The sequence below is a fragment of the Hydrogenophaga sp. genome (assembly GCF_019264445.1).
In the GTDB taxonomy this organism is placed as follows: Bacteria; Pseudomonadota; Gammaproteobacteria; order Burkholderiales; family Burkholderiaceae_C; genus Hydrogenophaga.
Genome location: NZ_JAHVAB010000064.1, coordinates 1 through 18,684, shown reverse-complemented (window position 1 = coordinate 18,684; position 18,684 = coordinate 1). Strand labels below are relative to the sequence as shown.

The 18,684-nt window shown below is 65.5% G+C and carries 17 protein-coding genes; 8 read left to right on the top strand and 9 right to left on the bottom strand.

Annotation, left to right across the window (positions count from 1 at the left end):
- Positions 1 to 85 precede the first annotated feature (85 nt).
- The 8 genes from lon to KXJ60_RS13400 form a co-directional block, all read right to left on the bottom strand.
- Positions 86 to 2,518 (bottom strand): endopeptidase La, encoded by a 2,433-nt coding sequence (gene lon / locus KXJ60_RS13435; protein ID WP_291128399.1) that lies wholly within the window; start codon positions 2,516 to 2,518, stop codon positions 86 to 88.
- 101 nt (positions 2,519 to 2,619) lie between these two features.
- A complete protein-coding gene (gene clpX, locus KXJ60_RS13430; protein ID WP_291128397.1) occupies positions 2,620 to 3,885 on the bottom strand; it encodes an ATP-dependent Clp protease ATP-binding subunit ClpX in 1,266 nt (421 codons plus the stop codon).
- A 112-nt stretch (positions 3,886 to 3,997) separates the two neighbouring features.
- Positions 3,998 to 4,615, bottom strand: coding sequence for an ATP-dependent Clp endopeptidase proteolytic subunit ClpP (gene clpP, locus KXJ60_RS13425; RefSeq protein ID WP_291128394.1), 618 nt, complete (start codon positions 4,613 to 4,615; stop codon positions 3,998 to 4,000).
- A 178-nt stretch (positions 4,616 to 4,793) separates the two neighbouring features.
- Positions 4,794 to 6,104 (bottom strand): trigger factor, encoded by a 1,311-nt coding sequence (gene tig, locus KXJ60_RS13420; protein ID WP_291128393.1) that lies wholly within the window; start codon positions 6,102 to 6,104, stop codon positions 4,794 to 4,796.
- Positions 6,105 to 6,385: 281 nt separating this feature from the next.
- Positions 6,386 to 6,943 carry a carboxymuconolactone decarboxylase family protein gene (locus KXJ60_RS13415; RefSeq protein WP_291128388.1) on the bottom strand — a complete coding sequence of 186 codons (558 nt, stop codon included), beginning with the start codon at positions 6,941 to 6,943 and terminating at the stop codon, positions 6,386 to 6,388.
- Positions 6,940 to 8,196: an FAD-dependent monooxygenase gene (locus KXJ60_RS13410; protein ID WP_291128386.1), complete on the bottom strand. Its 1,257-nt coding sequence runs from the start codon at positions 8,194 to 8,196 to the stop codon at positions 6,940 to 6,942. Before KXJ60_RS13410 ends, KXJ60_RS13415 begins: the two co-directional genes overlap by 4 nt.
- A gap of 18 nt (positions 8,197 to 8,214) precedes the next feature.
- On the bottom strand, positions 8,215 to 8,673 hold the full coding sequence (locus KXJ60_RS13405) for a VOC family protein (RefSeq protein ID WP_291128384.1): 459 nt from the start codon (positions 8,671 to 8,673) through the stop codon (positions 8,215 to 8,217).
- A gap of 22 nt (positions 8,674 to 8,695) precedes the next feature.
- Positions 8,696 to 9,691 carry an NAD(P)-dependent oxidoreductase gene (locus KXJ60_RS13400; RefSeq protein WP_291128379.1) on the bottom strand — a complete coding sequence of 332 codons (996 nt, stop codon included), beginning with the start codon at positions 9,689 to 9,691 and terminating at the stop codon, positions 8,696 to 8,698.
- A gap of 69 nt (positions 9,692 to 9,760) precedes the next feature.
- Here KXJ60_RS13400 and KXJ60_RS13395 point away from each other — a divergent pair, with 69 nt between their 5' ends.
- The 5 genes from KXJ60_RS13395 to pcaD all read left to right on the top strand — a co-directional run bounded on the left by KXJ60_RS13395 (position 9,761) and on the right by pcaD (position 14,112).
- Positions 9,761 to 10,816 (top strand): Gfo/Idh/MocA family oxidoreductase, encoded by a 1,056-nt coding sequence (locus KXJ60_RS13395; protein ID WP_291128376.1) that lies wholly within the window; start codon positions 9,761 to 9,763, stop codon positions 10,814 to 10,816.
- A gap of 14 nt (positions 10,817 to 10,830) precedes the next feature.
- A complete protein-coding gene (locus KXJ60_RS13390) occupies positions 10,831 to 11,532 on the top strand; it encodes a TetR/AcrR family transcriptional regulator (protein WP_291128373.1) in 702 nt (233 codons plus the stop codon).
- A gap of 88 nt (positions 11,533 to 11,620) precedes the next feature.
- On the top strand, positions 11,621 to 12,157 hold the full coding sequence (locus KXJ60_RS13385; protein ID WP_291128368.1) for a flavin reductase family protein: 537 nt from the start codon (positions 11,621 to 11,623) through the stop codon (positions 12,155 to 12,157).
- 30 nt (positions 12,158 to 12,187) lie between these two features.
- Positions 12,188 to 13,318, top strand: coding sequence for an LLM class flavin-dependent oxidoreductase (locus KXJ60_RS13380; RefSeq protein ID WP_291128365.1), 1,131 nt, complete (start codon positions 12,188 to 12,190; stop codon positions 13,316 to 13,318).
- 8 nt (positions 13,319 to 13,326) lie between these two features.
- Positions 13,327 to 14,112: a 3-oxoadipate enol-lactonase gene (gene pcaD, locus KXJ60_RS13375; RefSeq protein ID WP_291128362.1), complete on the top strand. Its 786-nt coding sequence runs from the start codon at positions 13,327 to 13,329 to the stop codon at positions 14,110 to 14,112.
- 27 nt (positions 14,113 to 14,139) lie between these two features.
- On the opposite strand, the gene KXJ60_RS13370 is transcribed toward pcaD, so the two are convergent.
- Positions 14,140 to 15,096: a LysR substrate-binding domain-containing protein gene (locus KXJ60_RS13370; protein WP_291128360.1), complete on the bottom strand. Its 957-nt coding sequence runs from the start codon at positions 15,094 to 15,096 to the stop codon at positions 14,140 to 14,142.
- A 134-nt stretch (positions 15,097 to 15,230) separates the two neighbouring features.
- On the opposite strand from KXJ60_RS13370, the gene KXJ60_RS13365 reads away from it, so the two are divergent.
- The 3 genes from KXJ60_RS13365 to KXJ60_RS13355 form a co-directional block, all read left to right on the top strand.
- Positions 15,231 to 16,196, top strand: coding sequence for a tripartite tricarboxylate transporter substrate binding protein (locus KXJ60_RS13365; protein WP_291128357.1), 966 nt, complete (start codon positions 15,231 to 15,233; stop codon positions 16,194 to 16,196).
- Between the two features lie 56 nt (positions 16,197 to 16,252).
- Positions 16,253 to 17,320 carry an Ldh family oxidoreductase gene (locus KXJ60_RS13360; RefSeq protein ID WP_291128355.1) on the top strand — a complete coding sequence of 356 codons (1,068 nt, stop codon included), beginning with the start codon at positions 16,253 to 16,255 and terminating at the stop codon, positions 17,318 to 17,320.
- A partial coding sequence (locus KXJ60_RS13355; protein ID WP_291128352.1) for an NAD-dependent succinate-semialdehyde dehydrogenase occupies positions 17,317 to 18,684 on the top strand: 1,368 nt, incomplete at its 3' end. The genes KXJ60_RS13360 and KXJ60_RS13355, both read left to right, overlap by 4 nt.

The following is an 18,684-nucleotide window of genomic DNA, read 5'->3' as shown; positions in this document are numbered from 1 at the left end:
TCTTTCGCATTTCCGATGTGTTCGTCGGAAACCATGATTCTAGCCTAAAAAATGCGGTGTTTTCAAGTGCACCGCATTTTTTTGCTCAGTGCTTCATGGCGTCGGAAGTCGACACTGGCTTGCTCACGCTCGCCGCCGCAATTTGCGCAGCAACCTCTTCCTCGGTGAGCGGAACTGGCTGCCGTTCAAGCGCGATGGACAGGACCTTGTCGATCCATTTCACCGGCACGATCTCAAGCCCCTGCTTCACGTTGTCGGGAATCTCTGCGAGGTCCTTGACGTTCTCTTCAGGAATGATCACGGTCTTGATGCCGCCACGCAGCGCCGCCAGCAGCTTTTCCTTCAAGCCACCGATCGCCGTGACTTCGCCGCGCAAGGTGATCTCGCCCGTCATGGCCACGTCTGCACGGACCGGAATGCCCGTGATCGAAGACACCAATGCCGTGGTCATCGCCGCACCTGCACTGGGGCCATCCTTGGGCGTGGCGCCGTCTGGCACGTGGATGTGAATGTCGCGCTTGTCGAACTGCTCGTCCCTGATGCCCAACATCCGCGCCCGGCTGCGCACGACCGTGCGAGCAGCTTCCACCGATTCCTTCATCACATCGCCCAGTGAACCTGTGCGCGTGATGATGCCCTTGCCAGGCATGGTGGCCACCTCAATGGTCAGCAGGTCGCCACCGACCTCGGTCCAGGCCAAGCCAACGACTTGTCCCACCTGATTCTGGGCTTCTGCGCGCCCGTAGCTGTACTTGCGCACCCCGAGGAACTCGCTCAGGTTCTCGGCGCTGATCACCACGGTGGGCTGGTACTTCTTGAGCAGAAGCCCTTTCACAACCTTGCGGCAGATCTTTGAGAGTTCGCGCTCCAGCGAGCGCACACCGGCTTCCCGCGTGTAGTAGCGAACAATGTCGCGCACGGCGTCGTCGTGCACTTCCAGTTCGCCTTCGCGAATGCCGTTGTTCTTGAGTTGCTTGGGCAACAGATAGCGAATGGCAATGTTGGTTTTCTCGTCCTCTGTGTAACCAGAGAGGCGAATCACCTCCATGCGGTCCAGCAGCGCTGGCGGGATGTTCATCGAGTTGGACGTCGCCACGAACATCACGTCGGACAAGTCGAAGTCGACCTCCACATAGTGGTCACCGAAAGTGTGGTTTTGTTCGGGGTCGAGCACTTCGAGCAACGCACTCGAGGGATCGCCGCGGAAGTCGGTGCCCAGTTTGTCGATTTCGTCCAGCAGAAACAACGGGTTGCGCGTACCTACCTTGTTCAGGCTTTGCAGCACCTTGCCCGGCATCGCGCCGATATAGGTACGACGGTGTCCGCGGATCTCCGCTTCGTCACGCATGCCACCCAGTGCCATGCGAACGTATTTGCGGCCAGTGGCCTTGGCGACCGATTGGCCCAGCGAGGTCTTGCCCACGCCGGGTGGCCCCACCAGGCAAAGGATCGGCGCCTTGACCTTGTCCACCCGTTGCTGAACCGCGAGATATTCAAGAATGCGGTCCTTGACCTTCTCCAGCCCGTAGTGGTCCTCGTTGAGCACCGCTTCGGCATGGGCAAGGTCGTGCTTGATCTTGGTCTTTTTGCTCCAGGGCAGACCGACCAATACATCGATGTAGTTCCGCACCACCGTCGCTTCGGCCGACATGGGCGACATCAGCTTGAGCTTCTTGAACTCGGCGTCAGCCTTCTTGCGCGCCTCGGCAGGCATCTTGGCGGCCTTGATCTTCTTCTCGATCTCCTCGATGTCAGCGCCCTCTTCGCCTTCACCCAGCTCTTTCTGGATCGCCTTGACTTGTTCGTTGAGATAAAAGTCGCGCTGATTCTTCTCCATCTGACGCTTCACGCGTCCACGGATCTTCTTGTCCACATTGAGGATGTCGACTTCGCGCTCGAGCTGCTCAAACAAGTTTTCCAGGCGCTTGTTGACCGGATCAAGATCCAGTACCACCTGCTTGGACTCGAGCTTCAGAGGCAGATGCGCTGCGATGGTGTCCGCAAGGCGGCCCGGATCGTCAATGCTGGAGATCGAGGTCAGGATCTCCGAGGGAATTTTCTTGTTCAGTTTGACGTACTGGTCAAACTGCTGCATGACCGCGCGACGCAGGGCCTCGAGTTCGTTGGACTGGGTGTCGGCGCGTTCCACCGAGGGGTCGACCGGACTCACGCTGGCGATGAAGTGGCTTTCGCCATCACGGATATCAAGCACCTTGGCGCGCTGCACGCCTTCGACCAACACCTTCACCGTGCCGTCGGGCAGCTTGAGCATCTGCAGAATGGTGGCCACACAGCCCATCTCGAACATGTCTTCGGTGGACGGCTCGTCCTTTGCGGCGGCTTTCTGCGCAACGAGCATGATCCGACGCTCGGACTCCATGGCCGACTCCAGCGCCTTGATGCTTTTGGGGCGTCCCACGAACAGTGGAATGACCATGTGGGGAAACACCACCACGTCGCGCAGAGGCAGCAGTGGCAGTTCGACCGGTGTACTGGGAAGGGGAGTCTGTCCGGACATTTCAACCTCGACTAAAACGGGTAAGTGGGGTCGGAGCGAGCGATCTCAACCGGACGCATCCATGACGGGGTTGGTGGGACGGTTGCCCACAAAACAGGTCATCAGGCCTGTTTTGCAGCCTCGCGATAGACCAACAACGGCGCTTTGTTCTCTTCGATGGTCGACTCGTCGACCACCACCTTCTCCACATTGCTCATGCCTGGCAGATCGAACATGGTGTCGATCAGCGCGTTTTCGAGGATGGACCGCAAGCCACGGGCACCTGTTTTGCGCGCGAGTGCCTTGCGAGCAATGGCCTTGAGCGCCGCAGGGCGCACTTCGAGTTCCGCGCCTTCCATTGCCAGCAAGCGAGAGAACTGTTTGACCACCGCATTTTTGGGTTCGGTGAGGATTTCCACCAGAGCGTCCTCGCTCAGCTCCGACAGTGCGGCGATCACAGGGACACGCCCGACCAGCTCCGGAATCAAGCCAAACTTGATCAGGTCTTCCGGCTCGATTTCCTTGAAGGCCTCGGTCACACTGCGCTGCTGCTTGCTCTTGACGACAGCGCCAAAACCGATGCCCGAGGCCTCGGTGCGGTTCTCGATGATCTTTTCAAGACCTGCGAAGGCGCCACCACAAATGAAGAGGATGTTGGTGGTGTCGACCTGCAGGAAGTCCTGGTTGGGGTGCTTTCGGCCACCCTGGGGAGGCACCGAGGCCATGGTGCCTTCGATCAACTTCAACAACGCCTGCTGCACACCCTCACCTGACACATCACGTGTGATGGACGGGTTGTCCGACTTGCGTGTGATCTTGTCGATCTCGTCGATGTAAACAATGCCCTGCTGCGCCCGCTCAACGTCGTAATTGCAGCTCTGCAGCAGCTTGGCAACGATGTTTTCCACATCCTCACCCACGTAACCGGCTTCCGTCAGCGTGGTCGCGTCGGCCATGACGAACGGCACATTGAGCATGCGCGCCATGGTCTGCGCGAGCAGCGTCTTGCCGGATCCTGTCGGGCCGATCAGGAGGATGTTGCTTTTGGCCAGCTCGACATCGTCCTTGCGGGCGTTGATCTTGTGGCGCAGGCGCTTGTAGTGGTTGTAGACGGCCACGGCCAGCGCACGCTTGGCAGGCTGCTGGCCAATCACGTAATTGTCCAGGTTGGACTTGAGCTGCGCTGGCGTGGGGACCTCGTCGCCAGAGGTTTTCACCGACTCGAGCCCGGGCAATTCATCACGAATGATGTCGTTGCACAGGTCAATGCATTCGTCACAGATGAACACCGAAGGCCCGGCGATCAGCTTCTTGACCTCGTGCTGGCTCTTGCCGCAAAACGAGCAGTAGAGCGCTTTTTCACTGGCGGTGGCTTTTTTGTCGGCCATAGGGTCTGGGAGATCGGTGTAAGGCGGTGGAAACAATGATAGTTCAAGCCCCGGGAAGGCCAAACGGGCGAAAAGAGCCCGTTTGGGTGCCGTTTGCGGGGTTAGGGAGGCCTCAGGCTGTGCCTGGGCGCTTGTCGATCACCTTGTCGATGAGCCCGTATTCGGCCGACTCGGCGGCCGACAGGTAGTAATCGCGCTCGGTGTCGCGCTCGATCTTTTCCAGGGGTTGACCCGTGCGCTCGGCCAGGATCTTGTTGAGCTGCTCCCGGGTTTTGAGGATTTCACGGGCGTGAATCTCGATTTCGGTGGCCTGGCCCTGGGTGCCGCCCAGCGGCTGGTGAATCATCACCTTGGAGTTGGGCAAGGCAAAGCGCTTGCCCTTGGCGCCCGCGGCCAGCAGGAACGCGCCCATGCTGGCGGCCATGCCGACGCAGAGCGTGGAGACATCGGACTTGATGAAGTTCATCGTGTCGTAAATCGCCATGCCGGCGCTGACCGAGCCGCCAGGTGAATTGATGTAGAACGAAATGTCCTTGTCCGGGTTTTCGCTCTCCAGGAACAACAACTGAGCCACCACAAGGTTGGCCGACTGGTCATTCACCGGACCCACCAGAAAAATCACGCGCTCCTTGAGCAGGCGCGAGTAGATGTCGTACGCACGCTCGCCGCGCCCCGACTGCTCGATGACCATGGGCACCATGCCCAAACCTTGAATGTCCATTGCGCTCATGCGTTTCTCCATGTGTTGATGCTTGCCGTGACACTACTGTAACCAACCCGACCGGCCCCTCCTGCGGTTGCCGGCAAGACCAGAACAGCCGCAGGGCCGCCGGTCACAGGTGGGGCGCAAACGCGAAAAAGAAAGGGCGGATCGCTCCGCCCTGCTCTTGGCCTGCGCGAGGGCAGGATCAGGCCTGTGCCATCAACTCGTCGAAGCTGACAGCCTTCTCGGACACCTGTGCCTTGGACAGCACGAATTCCGTGACGTTGTTCTCGATCACGATGGCTTCGACTTCGGCCATGCGGCGGTTGTCACCTTGATACCAGCGCACCACGTCGGCCGGCTTCTCGTAGGAAGCAGCGAGTTCTTCGATGTGTGCCTTGATCTGCTCCGGCTTGGCATGCAGCTCGTTCACGCGGACCAGCTCGGCCACCACGAGGCCCAGACGCACGCGGCGCTCGGCCTGCGGACGGAACAGCTCTTCAGGGATGGGGGCCTTCTCGGCATCTTTCACGCCACGCTGCTTGAGGTCGGCGCGCGCGCCTTCCACCAGGCGGTCCAGCTCGGCCTGCACGACCGACTTGGGCAGGTCCAGCTCGGCCTTGGACACCAGGGCGTCCATCACGGCCTGCTTGTTGCGGGCCTGCAGGCGGAACTTGACTTCACGCTCCAGGTTCTTGCGGATGTCGGCACGCAGGCCCTCCACCGTGCCGTCGGCAATGCCGAGCGACTTGGCAAAAGCTTCGTCAACGGCCGGCAGGTTGGCGGCTTCCAGCTTGTTGACGGTCACGAGGAAGTCGGCGGTCTTGCCGGCGACGTCCTTGCCGTGATAGTCCGCCGGGAAAGCGAGCGGGAAGGTCTTGGACTCACCGGTTTTCATGCCACGAACGGCATCTTCGAACTCTTTGAGCATCTGGCCGTCGCCGACGATGAACTGGAAGGCTTCTGCCTTGCCGCCTTCGAAGGGTTCGCCATCGATCTTGCCGGCGAAATCGATGGTGGCGCGGTCACCGTCCTGCGCCGCCTGATCCTGGGCGCGCTGGGCGAACGTGCGGCGCTGCTTGCGCAAGATGTCGAGCGTGCGGTCGATGGCGGCGTCGGTCACTTCTGCGGCCACTTTTTCCACCGTGGCGGTCGACAGGTCTTCGATCTTGACTTCGGGATACACCTCAAAGACCGCATCGAAGGTCAGCTGGCCTTCAGGGGCGCCTTCCTTCTCGGTGATCTTGGGCTGACCGGCCACACGCAGTTGCGCTTCGTTGGCGGCACTGGCGAAAGCTTCGCCGACCTTGTCGTTCATGACTTCGTAGTGCACCGAGTAGCCGTAGCGCTGGGCCACGACGTTCATCGGCACCTTGCCGGGACGGAAGCCGTCCATCTTGACGTCGCGCGCGATGCGCTTGAGCCGGGTGGACACTTCGTTCTGAATCACGTCGGCGGGCAGCGTCAGCGTGATCTTGCGCTCCAGCTTTTCCAGGGTTTCAACGGTCACGGTCATGGGGTTTCTCCAAAGGGATGGTGTTCGGCCAGCCAAACCGGCCGAGCCTCGAAAATGTCTTCATCGATGGTGTGGCGGGCGAGCGTCCACCGCGATCTGGAGGCGAGCCGCCTTCGGCGGTCACCCCGGCTCACACCACCGGGAAAGCACGAGAGCAGTGACAGCAGTTGCCTGTCCTGCAATGCGCAGGGGACGATCCAGAGGGTGTTGCCCGCCTGCCATGGCAACCCGCCATTCTAGCCAATACGGGGGCGCCCCTTTCCCCCGTTGCCGTATCAGGTTCAGCGCGGCAGGCGCATCGCCCGGTCGGGCGGCGGCGGGGTCTGCGCGCCGGTCATGATGAAAGAGAGCATGGTGTAGTACCCGGCGATGCCGAGCAGGTCCACCACACCTTGTTCACCCCAGGCCTGAATCGCTGCCTGCCAGGTGGCGTCGTTCACCTGGCGTTCGACCAGCGATTGCTGCACCACCGCATGGACGAGACGCTCGTCCTCCCGCTCAAACGGGGGCTCCCGGCGTTCGGCGATCGCATCGATGACCGCTGCCGAAATGCCCTCTCGCAGCGCAATGGGCGCGTGGATGGACCATTCGACCTGCTGGTTCCAGTGACGGGCGGTCAACAGGATGGCCAGTTCGGACAGCCGCAGGCCAATGGCGCTGCGGTAACGCAGGTATTCGCCCATGCGCTGCGCGTGCACGCAGAGCTCCGGGCTGCGCAGCAGGGGAATGAAAGGCTCGATCAGGGCGCCGCGTGGTCCGGCAATGATCTCCTGTGCGCACGCCCGCTGCTCGGCAGACCAACTGGCGGGATCAAGGGGGGGCAAACGGTCGTGGCTCATGCGTGGGGTGTTTGAAATGCAGAGAGATGTCCATAGCGGCCAAGGTCGATGGCCGTCTCGTGCAGGGTCTGATGCGCCCTTTCGGCCACGCCCAGCGAGGCACAACCGGGCGCCTGGGCCGGGTTGGAAGCCTGTTCCATGTACCCACCCAGCCAGCGTGCCCGGGCTACCGCCATTGTGCCCGCCTGCAGCCGCGCACTCTCATACGCTTGCAGAGCCCCGCCCGTGGCGCCGTGCTGCTGCAGGGCATCGGCCAGGGCCACGGCATCTTCGGCGGCCTTGGTCACGCCCATGCCGATGTGGGGCCGGGCAACGAAGGCGGCGTCGCCCATGACGGCCACGCGGCCCGCGCACAACTGGTCGGACTGCAGATCGAAGATGGGTTGGAAAAAGGGCTGTGCGGTCTTCTCGATGACCTCGGCGAACTGGGGCGCGAGCAAGCGCTGGGCATCTTGCCGGGCCTGAGCAATGTGCCGCCACGACACGCGGTTGGGCGGCACGCCCAGGGGGTGGTGCACGCCATCGGCATCGGTCATGAGACGGGCCAGTGCGTCGCCGGCTGCCACGGGGCGGTACCAGACGAAGTTGTAGGCCCGGCGGCCGGGGGTCAGGTCGTTGCCCGGGCCAGCCACGGGATAGCCAATGATCTGCTCGGTGTCGGTCATGCAAAAGCCGAAACGCGGGAACAGCGTGGACAGGGTGTGCTGCGACAGCACCGACTCTTCGCACACGCCACGCCAGGCGACGTAGCCAGCGTAGCGCGGCTGGGCCTGTGCAAAGTATTGCTGCCGCACCACGGAGCGGATACCGTCGCTGGCCACGACCAGATCGCCCTGCCACTGCTGCGCCTGTCCGTCGCGCTCGGCATGCACCGTCACACCGTCGGGATGTTCCTGCACGCGCGTCACCGAAGTGCCCTGCAGGTAACGCTCCGCAGGGAACGCCGCCAGCAACAGCTGGTACAGGCGGCTCCAGGATGTGAGGACCTGCGGCATGTCCAGCAGGGTGTCGGTGCTGCCGTCGCTGCGCAGCATGACGCGCCCCGGCACGGCCACACCCAGCGACGCATCGGCCTGCAGGCCCGCCCTTCCCAGCGCCGCCTCGAGCGCGTCGTGCGACACGATGCCGGCGCCTCGGCCGTTCATCGAGCCGCGCACTTTCTCCAGCACGGTCACGTCGTGACCGTCGCGGTGCAGAACGTTGGCCGCGAACAAGCCGCCCAACGATCCCCCCACCACACAGATGCGAGCCATGTGCTGTCTCCTTGATGTTCAGGGCGCAGGTGGCCGGTCCAGCGCCTGCTTCTCGGCCACCGGGTAATTGAGCTCGACGACCACACCGCTGGGATCGTCGAGAAACAGCTGGTGCAGCCCCACGCCGGGCACCGTGCGCTCGCGCGGCTCCACGCCGGCGGCCCGCAAGCGCTGCAGCATGCCCGCGAGATCGGTGGCGAAGAAGGCCACATGGTCGACCGCGCCGCTGCCCTTGAGGGAGGCCTCGTTGCGCTCGCCCAGATAGCCTTCCAGGCCCGAGCGGTCGTTGGGGTCGATACCGATCACGTGCACGGCGGCGTTGGCGAAGGCCTCCTTGGGGCCCTGGTAGAGCCAGTACCCCGGAAAGGGAAACTCGGGGCGCGGCCCTTCCTGCAGCCCCAGCAGGTCCACATAGAAGGCGCGTGTCGCGGCGAGATCCGTGGTGCGGATCGAAAAATGATTGAGTGAAATGCCCATGGGTGGCTCCGGTAAGCGGTCTTCAGGTCGCAGGACGCGACATGCGATCAAGCACATCGAACACCGCTGCGGTGTCGTGCAGGCCGTGGCCCATGCCCATGGCGGCGTCGTACAGCGGCACGGTGGCGGCGAACAAAGGCGCAGGCACGCCCGCCTCTTTCAGGGCTGCGGCGATGAGCTTCATGTCTTTTTGCCAGACGGCGATCTTCATCGTCACCGTCTTCCAGCCTTCGTTCTCCATCTGCGGGCCGCGCACCTGCAACATGCGCGAGCCCCCCGCGCCGCCCGCCAGCACCTTCACAGCCGTGCTGGGCGCGATACCCCAGCGCTGACCCAGCAGCAGCGCCTCTGCCGTGGACACGTTGTGGATCGCCACCAGCAGGTTGGCCATCAGCTTCATCTTCATGCCGTTGCCGAAGGCACCCAGATTGAACTGCGCGCTGGTGAAACCCTTGAACACCGGCTCCACCTTGCGGATGGCGGCAGCCGGGCCGCTGGCGTAAATGGTGAGATCCTTCAACGCCGCCTGCGCGCCGGTGCCCGAGAGCGGGCAGTCCAGCAACACAACACCCGCCTTTTGCAGGGCGTCACGCGCCTGGCGCTTGTCTTCAATGTCCAGCGTGCTGGTCTCGATCACGATCAGGCCACGCGCTGCGCCGGCGGCGAGATCGCGCGCCGCATCAAACAGCGCGGCCGCGCTGGGCAAGGACGTGATCACCGCGTCGACCCGTCCGGCCACATCGGCTGCGCTCTTGCAGACCGTGCCGCCCATGGCCTTCAAGGCCTTGCGCGCGGCGGGGCTGGGGTCGTAGCCCCAGACCTCGAAGCCGTCGCGGCGCAGGTTGTGGGCCATGGCCGAACCCATGATGCCCAGACCAAGCACGCCCACGCGCTGACGTGCTTGCGCCGTGGCGACGGGGGCGGCGGGGGTGGATGTGGCGCCGGTGCCGGTGCCTGTACCTGTGCGACGGCGACGGGGGGACGGGGCAGCGGTTGCCGCGGCTTTTTTGGTGCTCATTTGATCTCCTAATTGTTGTAAATCGCTAAAATAGTTTAAACACAACATCCAAAAACGAGGAGACATTTCGTGAATACCACCGCCAGCCGACCCCACTCAACCCACCCCGACACCCCCGTGCGCATCGGCCTGCTGGGCTATGGCTGGTGGGGCAAAACCATCGCTGCGCAGCTCGCGGCAACGCCGGTTTTGCAGCTCGCAGGCGTGGCTGAAATCCAGCCCGAGGCGCTCGCCGCCATGGCCTCGGACCCGCTCTTGCAAGGCGTTGTGCTGCACGGCGACCCAGCCGCACTGCTCGCACAAGCCGACGTGGAAGCTGTCATCCTGTGCACGCCGCATCCCCAGCATGCGCAGCAAATCGTGGCCGCCGCCGAGGCCGGCTTGCATGTGTTCTGCGAAAAGCCGCTGTGCCTCACGCTGGAAGACGCACGCGCCGCGGTGGCCGCTTGCGAACGCGGGCAACGCGTGCTCGGCATCGGCCATGAGCGGCGCTTTGAGCCCGAGGTGGTGGCGCTGCGCGAGCTGATCGCGTCCGGCGAACTGGGGGAGGTGCTGCAGATCGAGGCCAACTTCAGCCAGGACAAATTTCTGGCCCTGCCCAAGGACAACTGGCGCCTCTCGAACACCCTTGCGCCGGTGGGCCCGCTCACGGCCACGGGCATCCATCTGGTGGACCTGAGCATCGCCATCCTGGGCCCCTGCGAAACGCTGTGGGCGCGCCTGGCCACGCTGGGTTCGGACTTCGCCAACGGTGACACGCTGGGCATCATGATGGGCTTTTCCAACGGCGCCAACGCCATGATCAGCGCCGTGCTCGCCACCCCTTTCGAAGGGCGCTTTGCCGTGTATGGCTCCAAGGGCTGGGTGGAAATCCGCGACCGCACCCACCCCGAAAAACCCACCGGCTGGGACATCACCACCACCCTGCGCGGGCAGACCCAGACGCGCCGCTTTGCCGAGCCAGCGCCCTCTGTGCGACTGAACCTGGAGGCCTTTGCCCGCGCGGTGCGCGGTGTGGCGCCCTACCCCGTCACGCCCCGGGAGATGCTGGCCAACGTGGCCGCGCTCGAAGCTATCATGACGTCCGTCCGCCAGCGCACGCTGGTCAGCGTTCCCCAGCCCTGAACACGAGCCACCCTTTGGCCACCCGCAAAACCACCACCAGCGCCAAACGACTGAGCGCCGCCGAGCGCGAAGCCCACATCACGCAGGAAGCCGTGCGCTTCTTTGCCGAGGTCGGGTTTGGCGGTGACACGCGGGAGCTGGCCAAGCGGCTCGGCGTCACCCAGTCGCTGCTCTACAAATACTTCCCCAACAAGGAAGCCCTGATCAACCGCGTGTACGAGGTGGTCTACATGGGGCGGTGGAACCCTTTCTGGGAGACCACCATCCAGGACCGCAGCGTGCCCATTCAAGAGCGGCTCACCCGCATGTACATCGAGTACAGCAAGGCCGCGCTCACGCGCGACTGGGTGCGCATCTTCATGTTTTCCGGCTTGCGCGGCGAGGACATCAACCGCAAGTACCTCACCATCCTGCGCCGGCGCATCCTGGAGCCGCTGGCCATTGAGCTGCGGCACGAATTCGGCCTGCCATCGGTGACCGAAGTGCCCTTGAGCACGATGGAGCTGGAACTGATCTGGAGCATCAACGCGCGGGTGTTCTATTTCGGCCAGCGCCAGTGGATCTTTGACGTGCCGGTGGAAGACCCGCTGGACGACCTGATCGCCATGACGATCGAGCATTTCCTCATCGGTGCGCGCGCCATGCTGCCGCGCATCGTGGGCCAGGCGCCCGCCACGCCAGTGGCGGCCATCCTGCCCGCCACCACCCCGCTTTAACCGCTTTCGGCGCCGCATGCGCTTCGCGCCATCCGGCTCGGGTTTTCCCCGATATTTGTAGATCACTTGATCACGTTAAAGTAATCACATGATCAACAACGAACTGCAAAAGCAGCTTGTCGCGAACGCCGCGGCCTTCGATTCGCGCGACTTGCGCCAGGCCTTGAGTGCATTCGGCACCGGCGTTACGGTGGTCACCACGCTGGATGCCGACGCGCGTCCGGTGGGGGTCACGGCCAACTCGTTCAACTCGGTGTCGCTGGAGCCGCCCATCGTGCTCTGGAGCCTGCGCAAGGCATCGCCAAGCCTGCCGGCGTTCGATACCTGTGGCCGATTCGTGATCCACGTGCTCACGCTCGACCAGATGCCGCTCTCGCAGCGCTTCGCCAGCCCGGTGCCCGAAAAATTCCGCGGTGTCGCGCACGCGCCCGGCGGGCACGGCCTGCCGGTTCTCGAAGGGTGCGCCGCCGTGTTTGAGTGCCAGACCGAGCAGCGCCACGAGGTCGGCGACCACATCCTGTACCTCGGCCGCGTGCAGGCCTACCAACACCGCCCCAGCGCGGGCCTGCTCTTCTGTCAGGGCCGCTATGCCCAAGGCGTGAGCCTCGCGCAGAGCGCAGCCTGAGATTCCGTTCACCCCACCACCGGACCCCCCATGAAATACAGCACCTTCATGATGCCGCTGCACCCGCCCGGGCGCAGCGTGACCGAAACCCTGCAGGAAGACCGCCAGGCCGTGATCCTGGCCGACCGCCTGGGCTTCAGCGAAGCCTTTGTCGGCGAGCACGTCACGGACTCGGCCGAGCCGGTCACCTCCAGCCTGCTGTTTCTGGCCACGCTGATTGGCGAAACGCAGCAGATCAAGCTGGGCAGCGGCACGCTGAACCTGCCCAACTCGCATCCGGCCACGGTGGCTGCGCAGGCCGCGATGATGGACCACCTCGCCAAGGGCCGGTTCATCCTGGGCATCAGCCCCGGCGGCCTCATGTCCGACGCGGAGGTGTACGGCAACCTGCGCAACGACCGCAACGCCATGTTTGTCGAGTGCATCAACTCGGTGCTGAAGATCTGGTCGTCCGAGCCGCCTTACAACATCGAAGGCAAATTCTGGAACGTGTCGGTGAAAGACACGATGGCGGTGGAGTACGGCCAGGGCGTGATCATGAAGCCCTTCCAGCTGCCGCACCCGCCCATCGTGGGCACGGCGGTGGCGCCGTTTTCGCAGGGCGTGGCCGAGATGGCCAAGCGCGGCTGGACGCCGCTGTCGGCCAACTTCCTCATGCCCGAATGGGTCAAGACCCACTGGCCCAAATACGTGGAGGGGCGCACCGCCGTGGGCGCTGTGGCCGACCCGGCCGACTGGCGCGTGGCCAAGAGCATCTTCGTGGCCGACGACGAAGCGACCGCACGGCGCTACGCACTGGAGGCGGGCGGGCCGTACCACTTCTACTTCAAGCAACTGGTGCGCAAGCTCGTCACCGGCGGCGGGCGCGGCAACCTCTTCAAGACCGACCCGGCCATGCCCGACAGCGACATCACGCCCGACTACGTGACGCAGCGCCTGGTGCTGGCTGGCACGGTGAATTCGGTGGTCGACCAGATCCTCGCGTTCCGCGAACAGGTGGGCGACTTCGGCAACCTCGTGTACGCCTGCCACGACTGGATGGACCCCGCGCTGGGCCGCCGCTCGATGGAGCTGTTTGCCAACGAGGTGATGCCGCGCGTGAACGCGGCCATTGCCCGGGAGCGCACCACGTCGAGCGCCGCCGTGGCGAGCGCCACATGAGCGCGCCGATGAACACCATCCGCGTGCCACTGCGCGACATCGAAGTGCACGCCACGGTGTGCGGCAGTGGCCCGTGGGTCACGCTGGCGCACGCCTTGGGCGCCAGCCACGCCATGTGGGCCCCGCAGGTGCAGGCGCTGGCGGCCCGCCACACCGTGCTGGCGTACGACATTCGCGGCCACGGCCAGAGCGGTGTGACGCCCGGCCCTTATTCGCTGGAAGGGCTGGCCGACGACGCGCAGGCGCTGCTGGCGCACTTGGGCGTGGCGCGCACGCACTGGGTGGGCCTGTCGCTGGGCGGCATGATCGGCCAGGTGCTGGCGCTGCGCCACCCCGAGCGGCTCGACCGCGTGGTGCTGGCCGACACCAACGCCGTGGTGCCGCCCACCGGCCAGGCCATGTGGACCGAGCGCGCCGCGCTGGCGCGCCGCGAGGGCATGCAGGCGCTGGTGGACGGCACGCTGGGGCGCTGGTTCACCCCCGCCTTTGCCGCGCGCGATCCGCAGACGCTGGAGCAAGTGGGCGCACAGATCGCCGCCACACCCGCCGAAGGCTATGCCGCATGCTGCAGCGCCATTTGCGGACTGAACACACTTGACCGACTGCCCGGCCTCACGCACCCCGCGCTGGTGATGGTGGGCGAGCAGGACCACGCCACACCCGTGGCGCTCTCGCGGCAGATCGCGCAAGCGTGGCCCGGTGCACAGCTCGTGGTGCTGCCCGATGCAGCGCACCTGAGCAACCTGGAGCAGCCCGACGCGTTCAACCGCGAGCTGCTGCGCTTCCTCGGGTAGACCGCGATGGCGGCGCACACGGGCACTTCATCGACGGCTGGACGGCGCGCCCTCCAGCGGCACGGCAGCGTTCGCGTCGCCCGCGGCAAAGCTGAAGATGCCCAGGCGCTCCATGCGCGAGAACTCGGCCACCACCAGTTCGTGCACCAGCGAGAGCGAGGGATTGGGGCGTGGGTCGATGCGGGTGGCCAGCACCAGCAAGCGGTTGAGCTGCACGCCCGAAATTTCGGACATCACCAGCGGCTGCGCTTGCGGGTCGCCGCGAAACACCGACACCGGCATGATCGTGGCCCAGCGCCCGCGCATCACCAGCTCGCGGATCGAGTCGACCGAATCGATCTCGGCGCGCACCTGCAGCGACTTGCCCAGGCTGGCGAGCTGGCGGTCCACCAGGCTGCGGTGCAGGCTGGTCATGAGCAGCGGAATGCGCGCGAGCTGCGTCACCGACACCACCGGACCAATGCGCATCTGCGCATGCGACACCAGCGCAAAGGGTTCGCCCAGCAAGGGCTGAAACGACAGCGAACGCCCGGGTTCCGGGTTGGTGAGCACGGCCATGTCGATCATGCCGCGCTCCAGCCAGTCGAGCAGTGCCGGCGTGAAGGCCTCGCGGGCGCGCAATTCCAGCTCGTCCATGGCGTCGATGCAGCTCTCGAGCAGGCGCGGCAGCAGCAGCCGCGCCAGCGTGGGCGATGCGCCCAGCACCACCGGCGCGCGCACTTTTTCCTGGCTGTGCGCGAGCCGGCGCTCCAGCCGCGCCGTCTCGGACAGGATGCGCTGGGCCGACTCGTACAGCGTCACGCCCGCCGGTGTGAGGCGCACACCGCGCGGCAGGCGCTGCAGCAGCTGCACGCCCATCTCCTCCTCCAGATCGCGCATCTGGCGGGTGAGCGCGGGTTGCGCAATCGGTATCGCAGCAGCCGCTGCGGTCAGGCTGCCGCTGTCGGCAACCGCAATGAAATAGCGAAGGGTTTTCAGGTTCATGGCGCCAGGATGATGGCACCGATGCGCAGGCCGATCAATATCAAAGTGATATGGCAGCGCGCGAATACAGCATTAGACATGGCCGGGGGCGCTGCGTACGCTCAGCGCTGTTCACGACAACACGGAGACAAGCCATGAAACTGCTGAGCCGCCTGGCGCTCGCCACCCTGCTCGCCCTGCCCCTGGCCGCCCAGGCGCAGGGTTACCCCAACAAGCCCATCAAGATGATCATTCCGCTGGCCGCCGGCAGCGCGGTGGACAACGCCGCGCGCGTGGTCACCCAGAAGATGGGCGAGACCCTGGGCCAGGGCTTCGCGGTGGAGAACATCGCCGGCGCGGCCGGCGTGACCGGCGCCGAGCGCCTCGCGCGCTCCACCCCCGACGGCTACACCATCGGCGGCTTCAACGACAGCGTGCTCACCATGGTGCCGCACCTGGTGCCCAAGATGCCCTGGAACGCCCTCACCGACTTCGTGCCCGTCTCGCTGGTGGGCACGATCGAGTGGGGCCTGGTCGTCAAGGCCGAGTCGCCCTACCGCACGCTGGCCGACTTCCTCGCCGCCGCCAAGGCCGCGCCCGGCAAGCTGAACTACGGCAGCGGCGGCAACGGCAGCCCGCAGCACATCGGCATGGCACTCATCATGGACCGCGCACAGATCGACGTGGTGCACGTGCCCTACAAGGGCGCCACGCCCGCCGCCGTGGCCGTGGCCGCGGGCGAAGTGGACGTATCCATGCAGGGCCTGGGCACCGTGACCTCGCTCATCCAGGGCGGCAAGCTGCGCCTGCTGGCGGTCTCCACGCCGCAGCGGCTGGCGCAGTACCCCAACGTGCCGACCTTCCAGGAAAGCGGCATGCCCAACTTCACCTTCAACTCGTGGTTCGCCATGGTCGCGCCGGCCGGCACGCCGCCCGAGATCGTGCAGCGGCTCAACGACGCGGTGCGCACCGCCGTGAACGACCCCGCCACGCGCGAGAAGTTGATCGGCATCGGCGTGACGCCGCGCGGCACCACCGCGGCCGAGTTCGGCACCGCCACCAAGGCGCAGTACGAGCTCTACCGCAAGGTGATTCAGGACAAGGGCATTTCGGCCAACTGAGCGCCCCGCGCTCAACCCCGAAACCGATCGCGAACCCGACCCACACCGCCCTTTCCATGAACTCCAACCATGTCTCCGTCGAAGCGCTGCAGCGCTTCATCCAGTCGGCCTTTGTCAGCCAGGGCTTGCCCGAGGCCGATGCCGGGCAAGTGGCCAGCCTCATGGCCGAAGCCGACCTGCAAGGCTCGGACGGCCACGGCGTGATCCGCCTGCCCCAGTACATCAAGCGCATCCAGGCCGGCGGCATCAACAAGCATCCCAAGATCCGCGTCGTGCAGGAGCGCGCGGCCATGGCCGTGGTCGACGGCGACAACGGCATGGGCCACCTCGTGGTCTCGCGCGCGGTGGACATCGCCATCGAGAAGGCGCGCACCTGTGGCGTGGCCTGGGTCGGCACGCGCTACAGCAACCACGCCGGGCCCGCTTCGCTCTACGCACGCCGCCCGCTGCAGCACGACATGCTGGGCCTGTATTTCGCGGTGGGCAACGCCAACCACCTGCCGCCCTGGGGCGGCATGGACATGCTGCTCTCGACCAACCCGATTGCTGCCGGCATTGCCACCGACGAAGAACCCCCCGTGGTGCTCGACATGGCCACCACCGTGGCCGCCTACGGCAAGGTGAAGGCCAAGGCCAAGCGCGGCGAGCAGATGCCCCCGGGCTGGATGATCGACCGCCAGGGCAAGCCCCTGCTGGACCCCAACCGCGCCGGCGAAGGCTTCCTGCTGCCCATTGGCGACCACAAGGGCTACGGCCTGGCGCTCATCGTCGGCCTGCTGGCGGGCACGCTGGGCGGCGCGGCCATGGGCCGCGACGTGATCGACTTCAACGCCGACTTCAAGACCACCACCAACACCGGCCAGGCCATCCTGGTGATCGACCTCGCCGCCTTTGGCGACCCCGCCGTGTTCAAGGGCGCGGTCGACAAGCTCGTGCGCGACATCCGCGACAGCGAGCGCCTGCCGGGCGTGGACCGCATCTGGCTGCCCGGCGAGCAGAGCCACGAGAAGCGCGGCCGCTACCGCGAACAGGGCATCCCGATTGCCGCCGGCCTGATGACCGACCTCCACACCCTGGCGTCCGACCTCGGCATCGCCCCCCTGCAAGAAATGGCCCTCGCATGACGATCACCTCCTTCAACCCCGCCACCGACGCCGTGCTGGCCGAACTCCCCTCGCACGACGAAGCCGCCATCGAGAAAAAGCTCGACGACGCCGCCAGCGCCCAGCGCCAATGGGCACGCACGCCCCTGGCCGAGCGCATGGCCCTGCTCAAGCGCGTGGCGCAAGCCCTGCGTGAGCAGAAGGCCGAGATGGCGCCCCTGGCCACGCTGGAGATGGGCAAGCCCCTGGCCGAGAGCCTGGGCGAAGTGGAAAAGTGCGCCTGGAACTTCGACGTGTACGCCGATGCCGCCCCCCGCTTCCTGGCCGACCAGGTGGTGGCCAGCAGCGCCAGCGACAGCCGCATCGTGTTTGATCCGCTGGGCGTCGTGCTCGCCGTCATGCCCTGGAACTACCCCTTCTGGCAGGTCATGCGCGCAGCGGCGCCCGTGCTCGCCGGTGGCAACGGCATGGTGCTCAAGCACGCGAGCAACGTGCCGCAATGCGCGCTGGCACTCGAAGCCGTGTTCGAGCGCGCGGGTGCGCCCAAGGGCCTGTTCACCACGCTGCTGGTGGGCTCGGGCGAGGTGGCGCGCCTCATCGACGACCGCCGCATCCACGCCGTCACCTTCACCGGCTCCACGCCGGCCGGGCGCAGCATCGCGTCGCAGGCCGGGCGCGCGCTCAAGAAGCAGGTGCTGGAGCTCGGCGGCTCCGACCCCTTCATCGTGCTGGCCGATGCCGACGTGGAAGCGGCCGCCGCCGTGGCCGTCAAGGCGCGCTTCCAGAACACCGGGCAGAGCTGCATCGCGGCCAAGCGCTTCATCGTCGAACACGCCGCGGCCGACCGTTTTGTGGAAGCCTTCGTGGCCGGCGCGCGCAAGCTGGTGGTGGGTGACCCGATGACCGACGGCACCACACAAGGCGCCATGGCCAAGCGCAACCTGCGCGACGAACTGCACGCGCAGGTGCAGGCCAGCGTGCAACAGGGCGCCAAACTGCTGATGGGCGGCAAGCCCGTGGCCGGGCCCGGCGCCTTCTACGAACCCACGGTGCTCGACCACGTCGCCCCCACCATGACCGCCGCCAGCGAAGAAACCTTTGGCCCTGCCGCCGCCATCCTGCGCGTGGCCGATGCGGACGAAGCCGTGCGCGTGGCCAACGGCACGCCCTTCGGCCTGGGTGCGGCGCTCTGGACGTCCGACCTCGACCGCGCACGCCAGCTCACGCGCCAGATCGACGCCGGCGCCGTGTTCGTCAACGGCATGGTGGCGTCCGACCCGCGCCTGCCGTTTGGCGGCACCAAGGAATCGGGCTACGGCCGCGAGCTCGGAGCCCTCGGCCTGCACGAATTCACCAACATCAAGACCGTGTGGACGGGTCCCGCA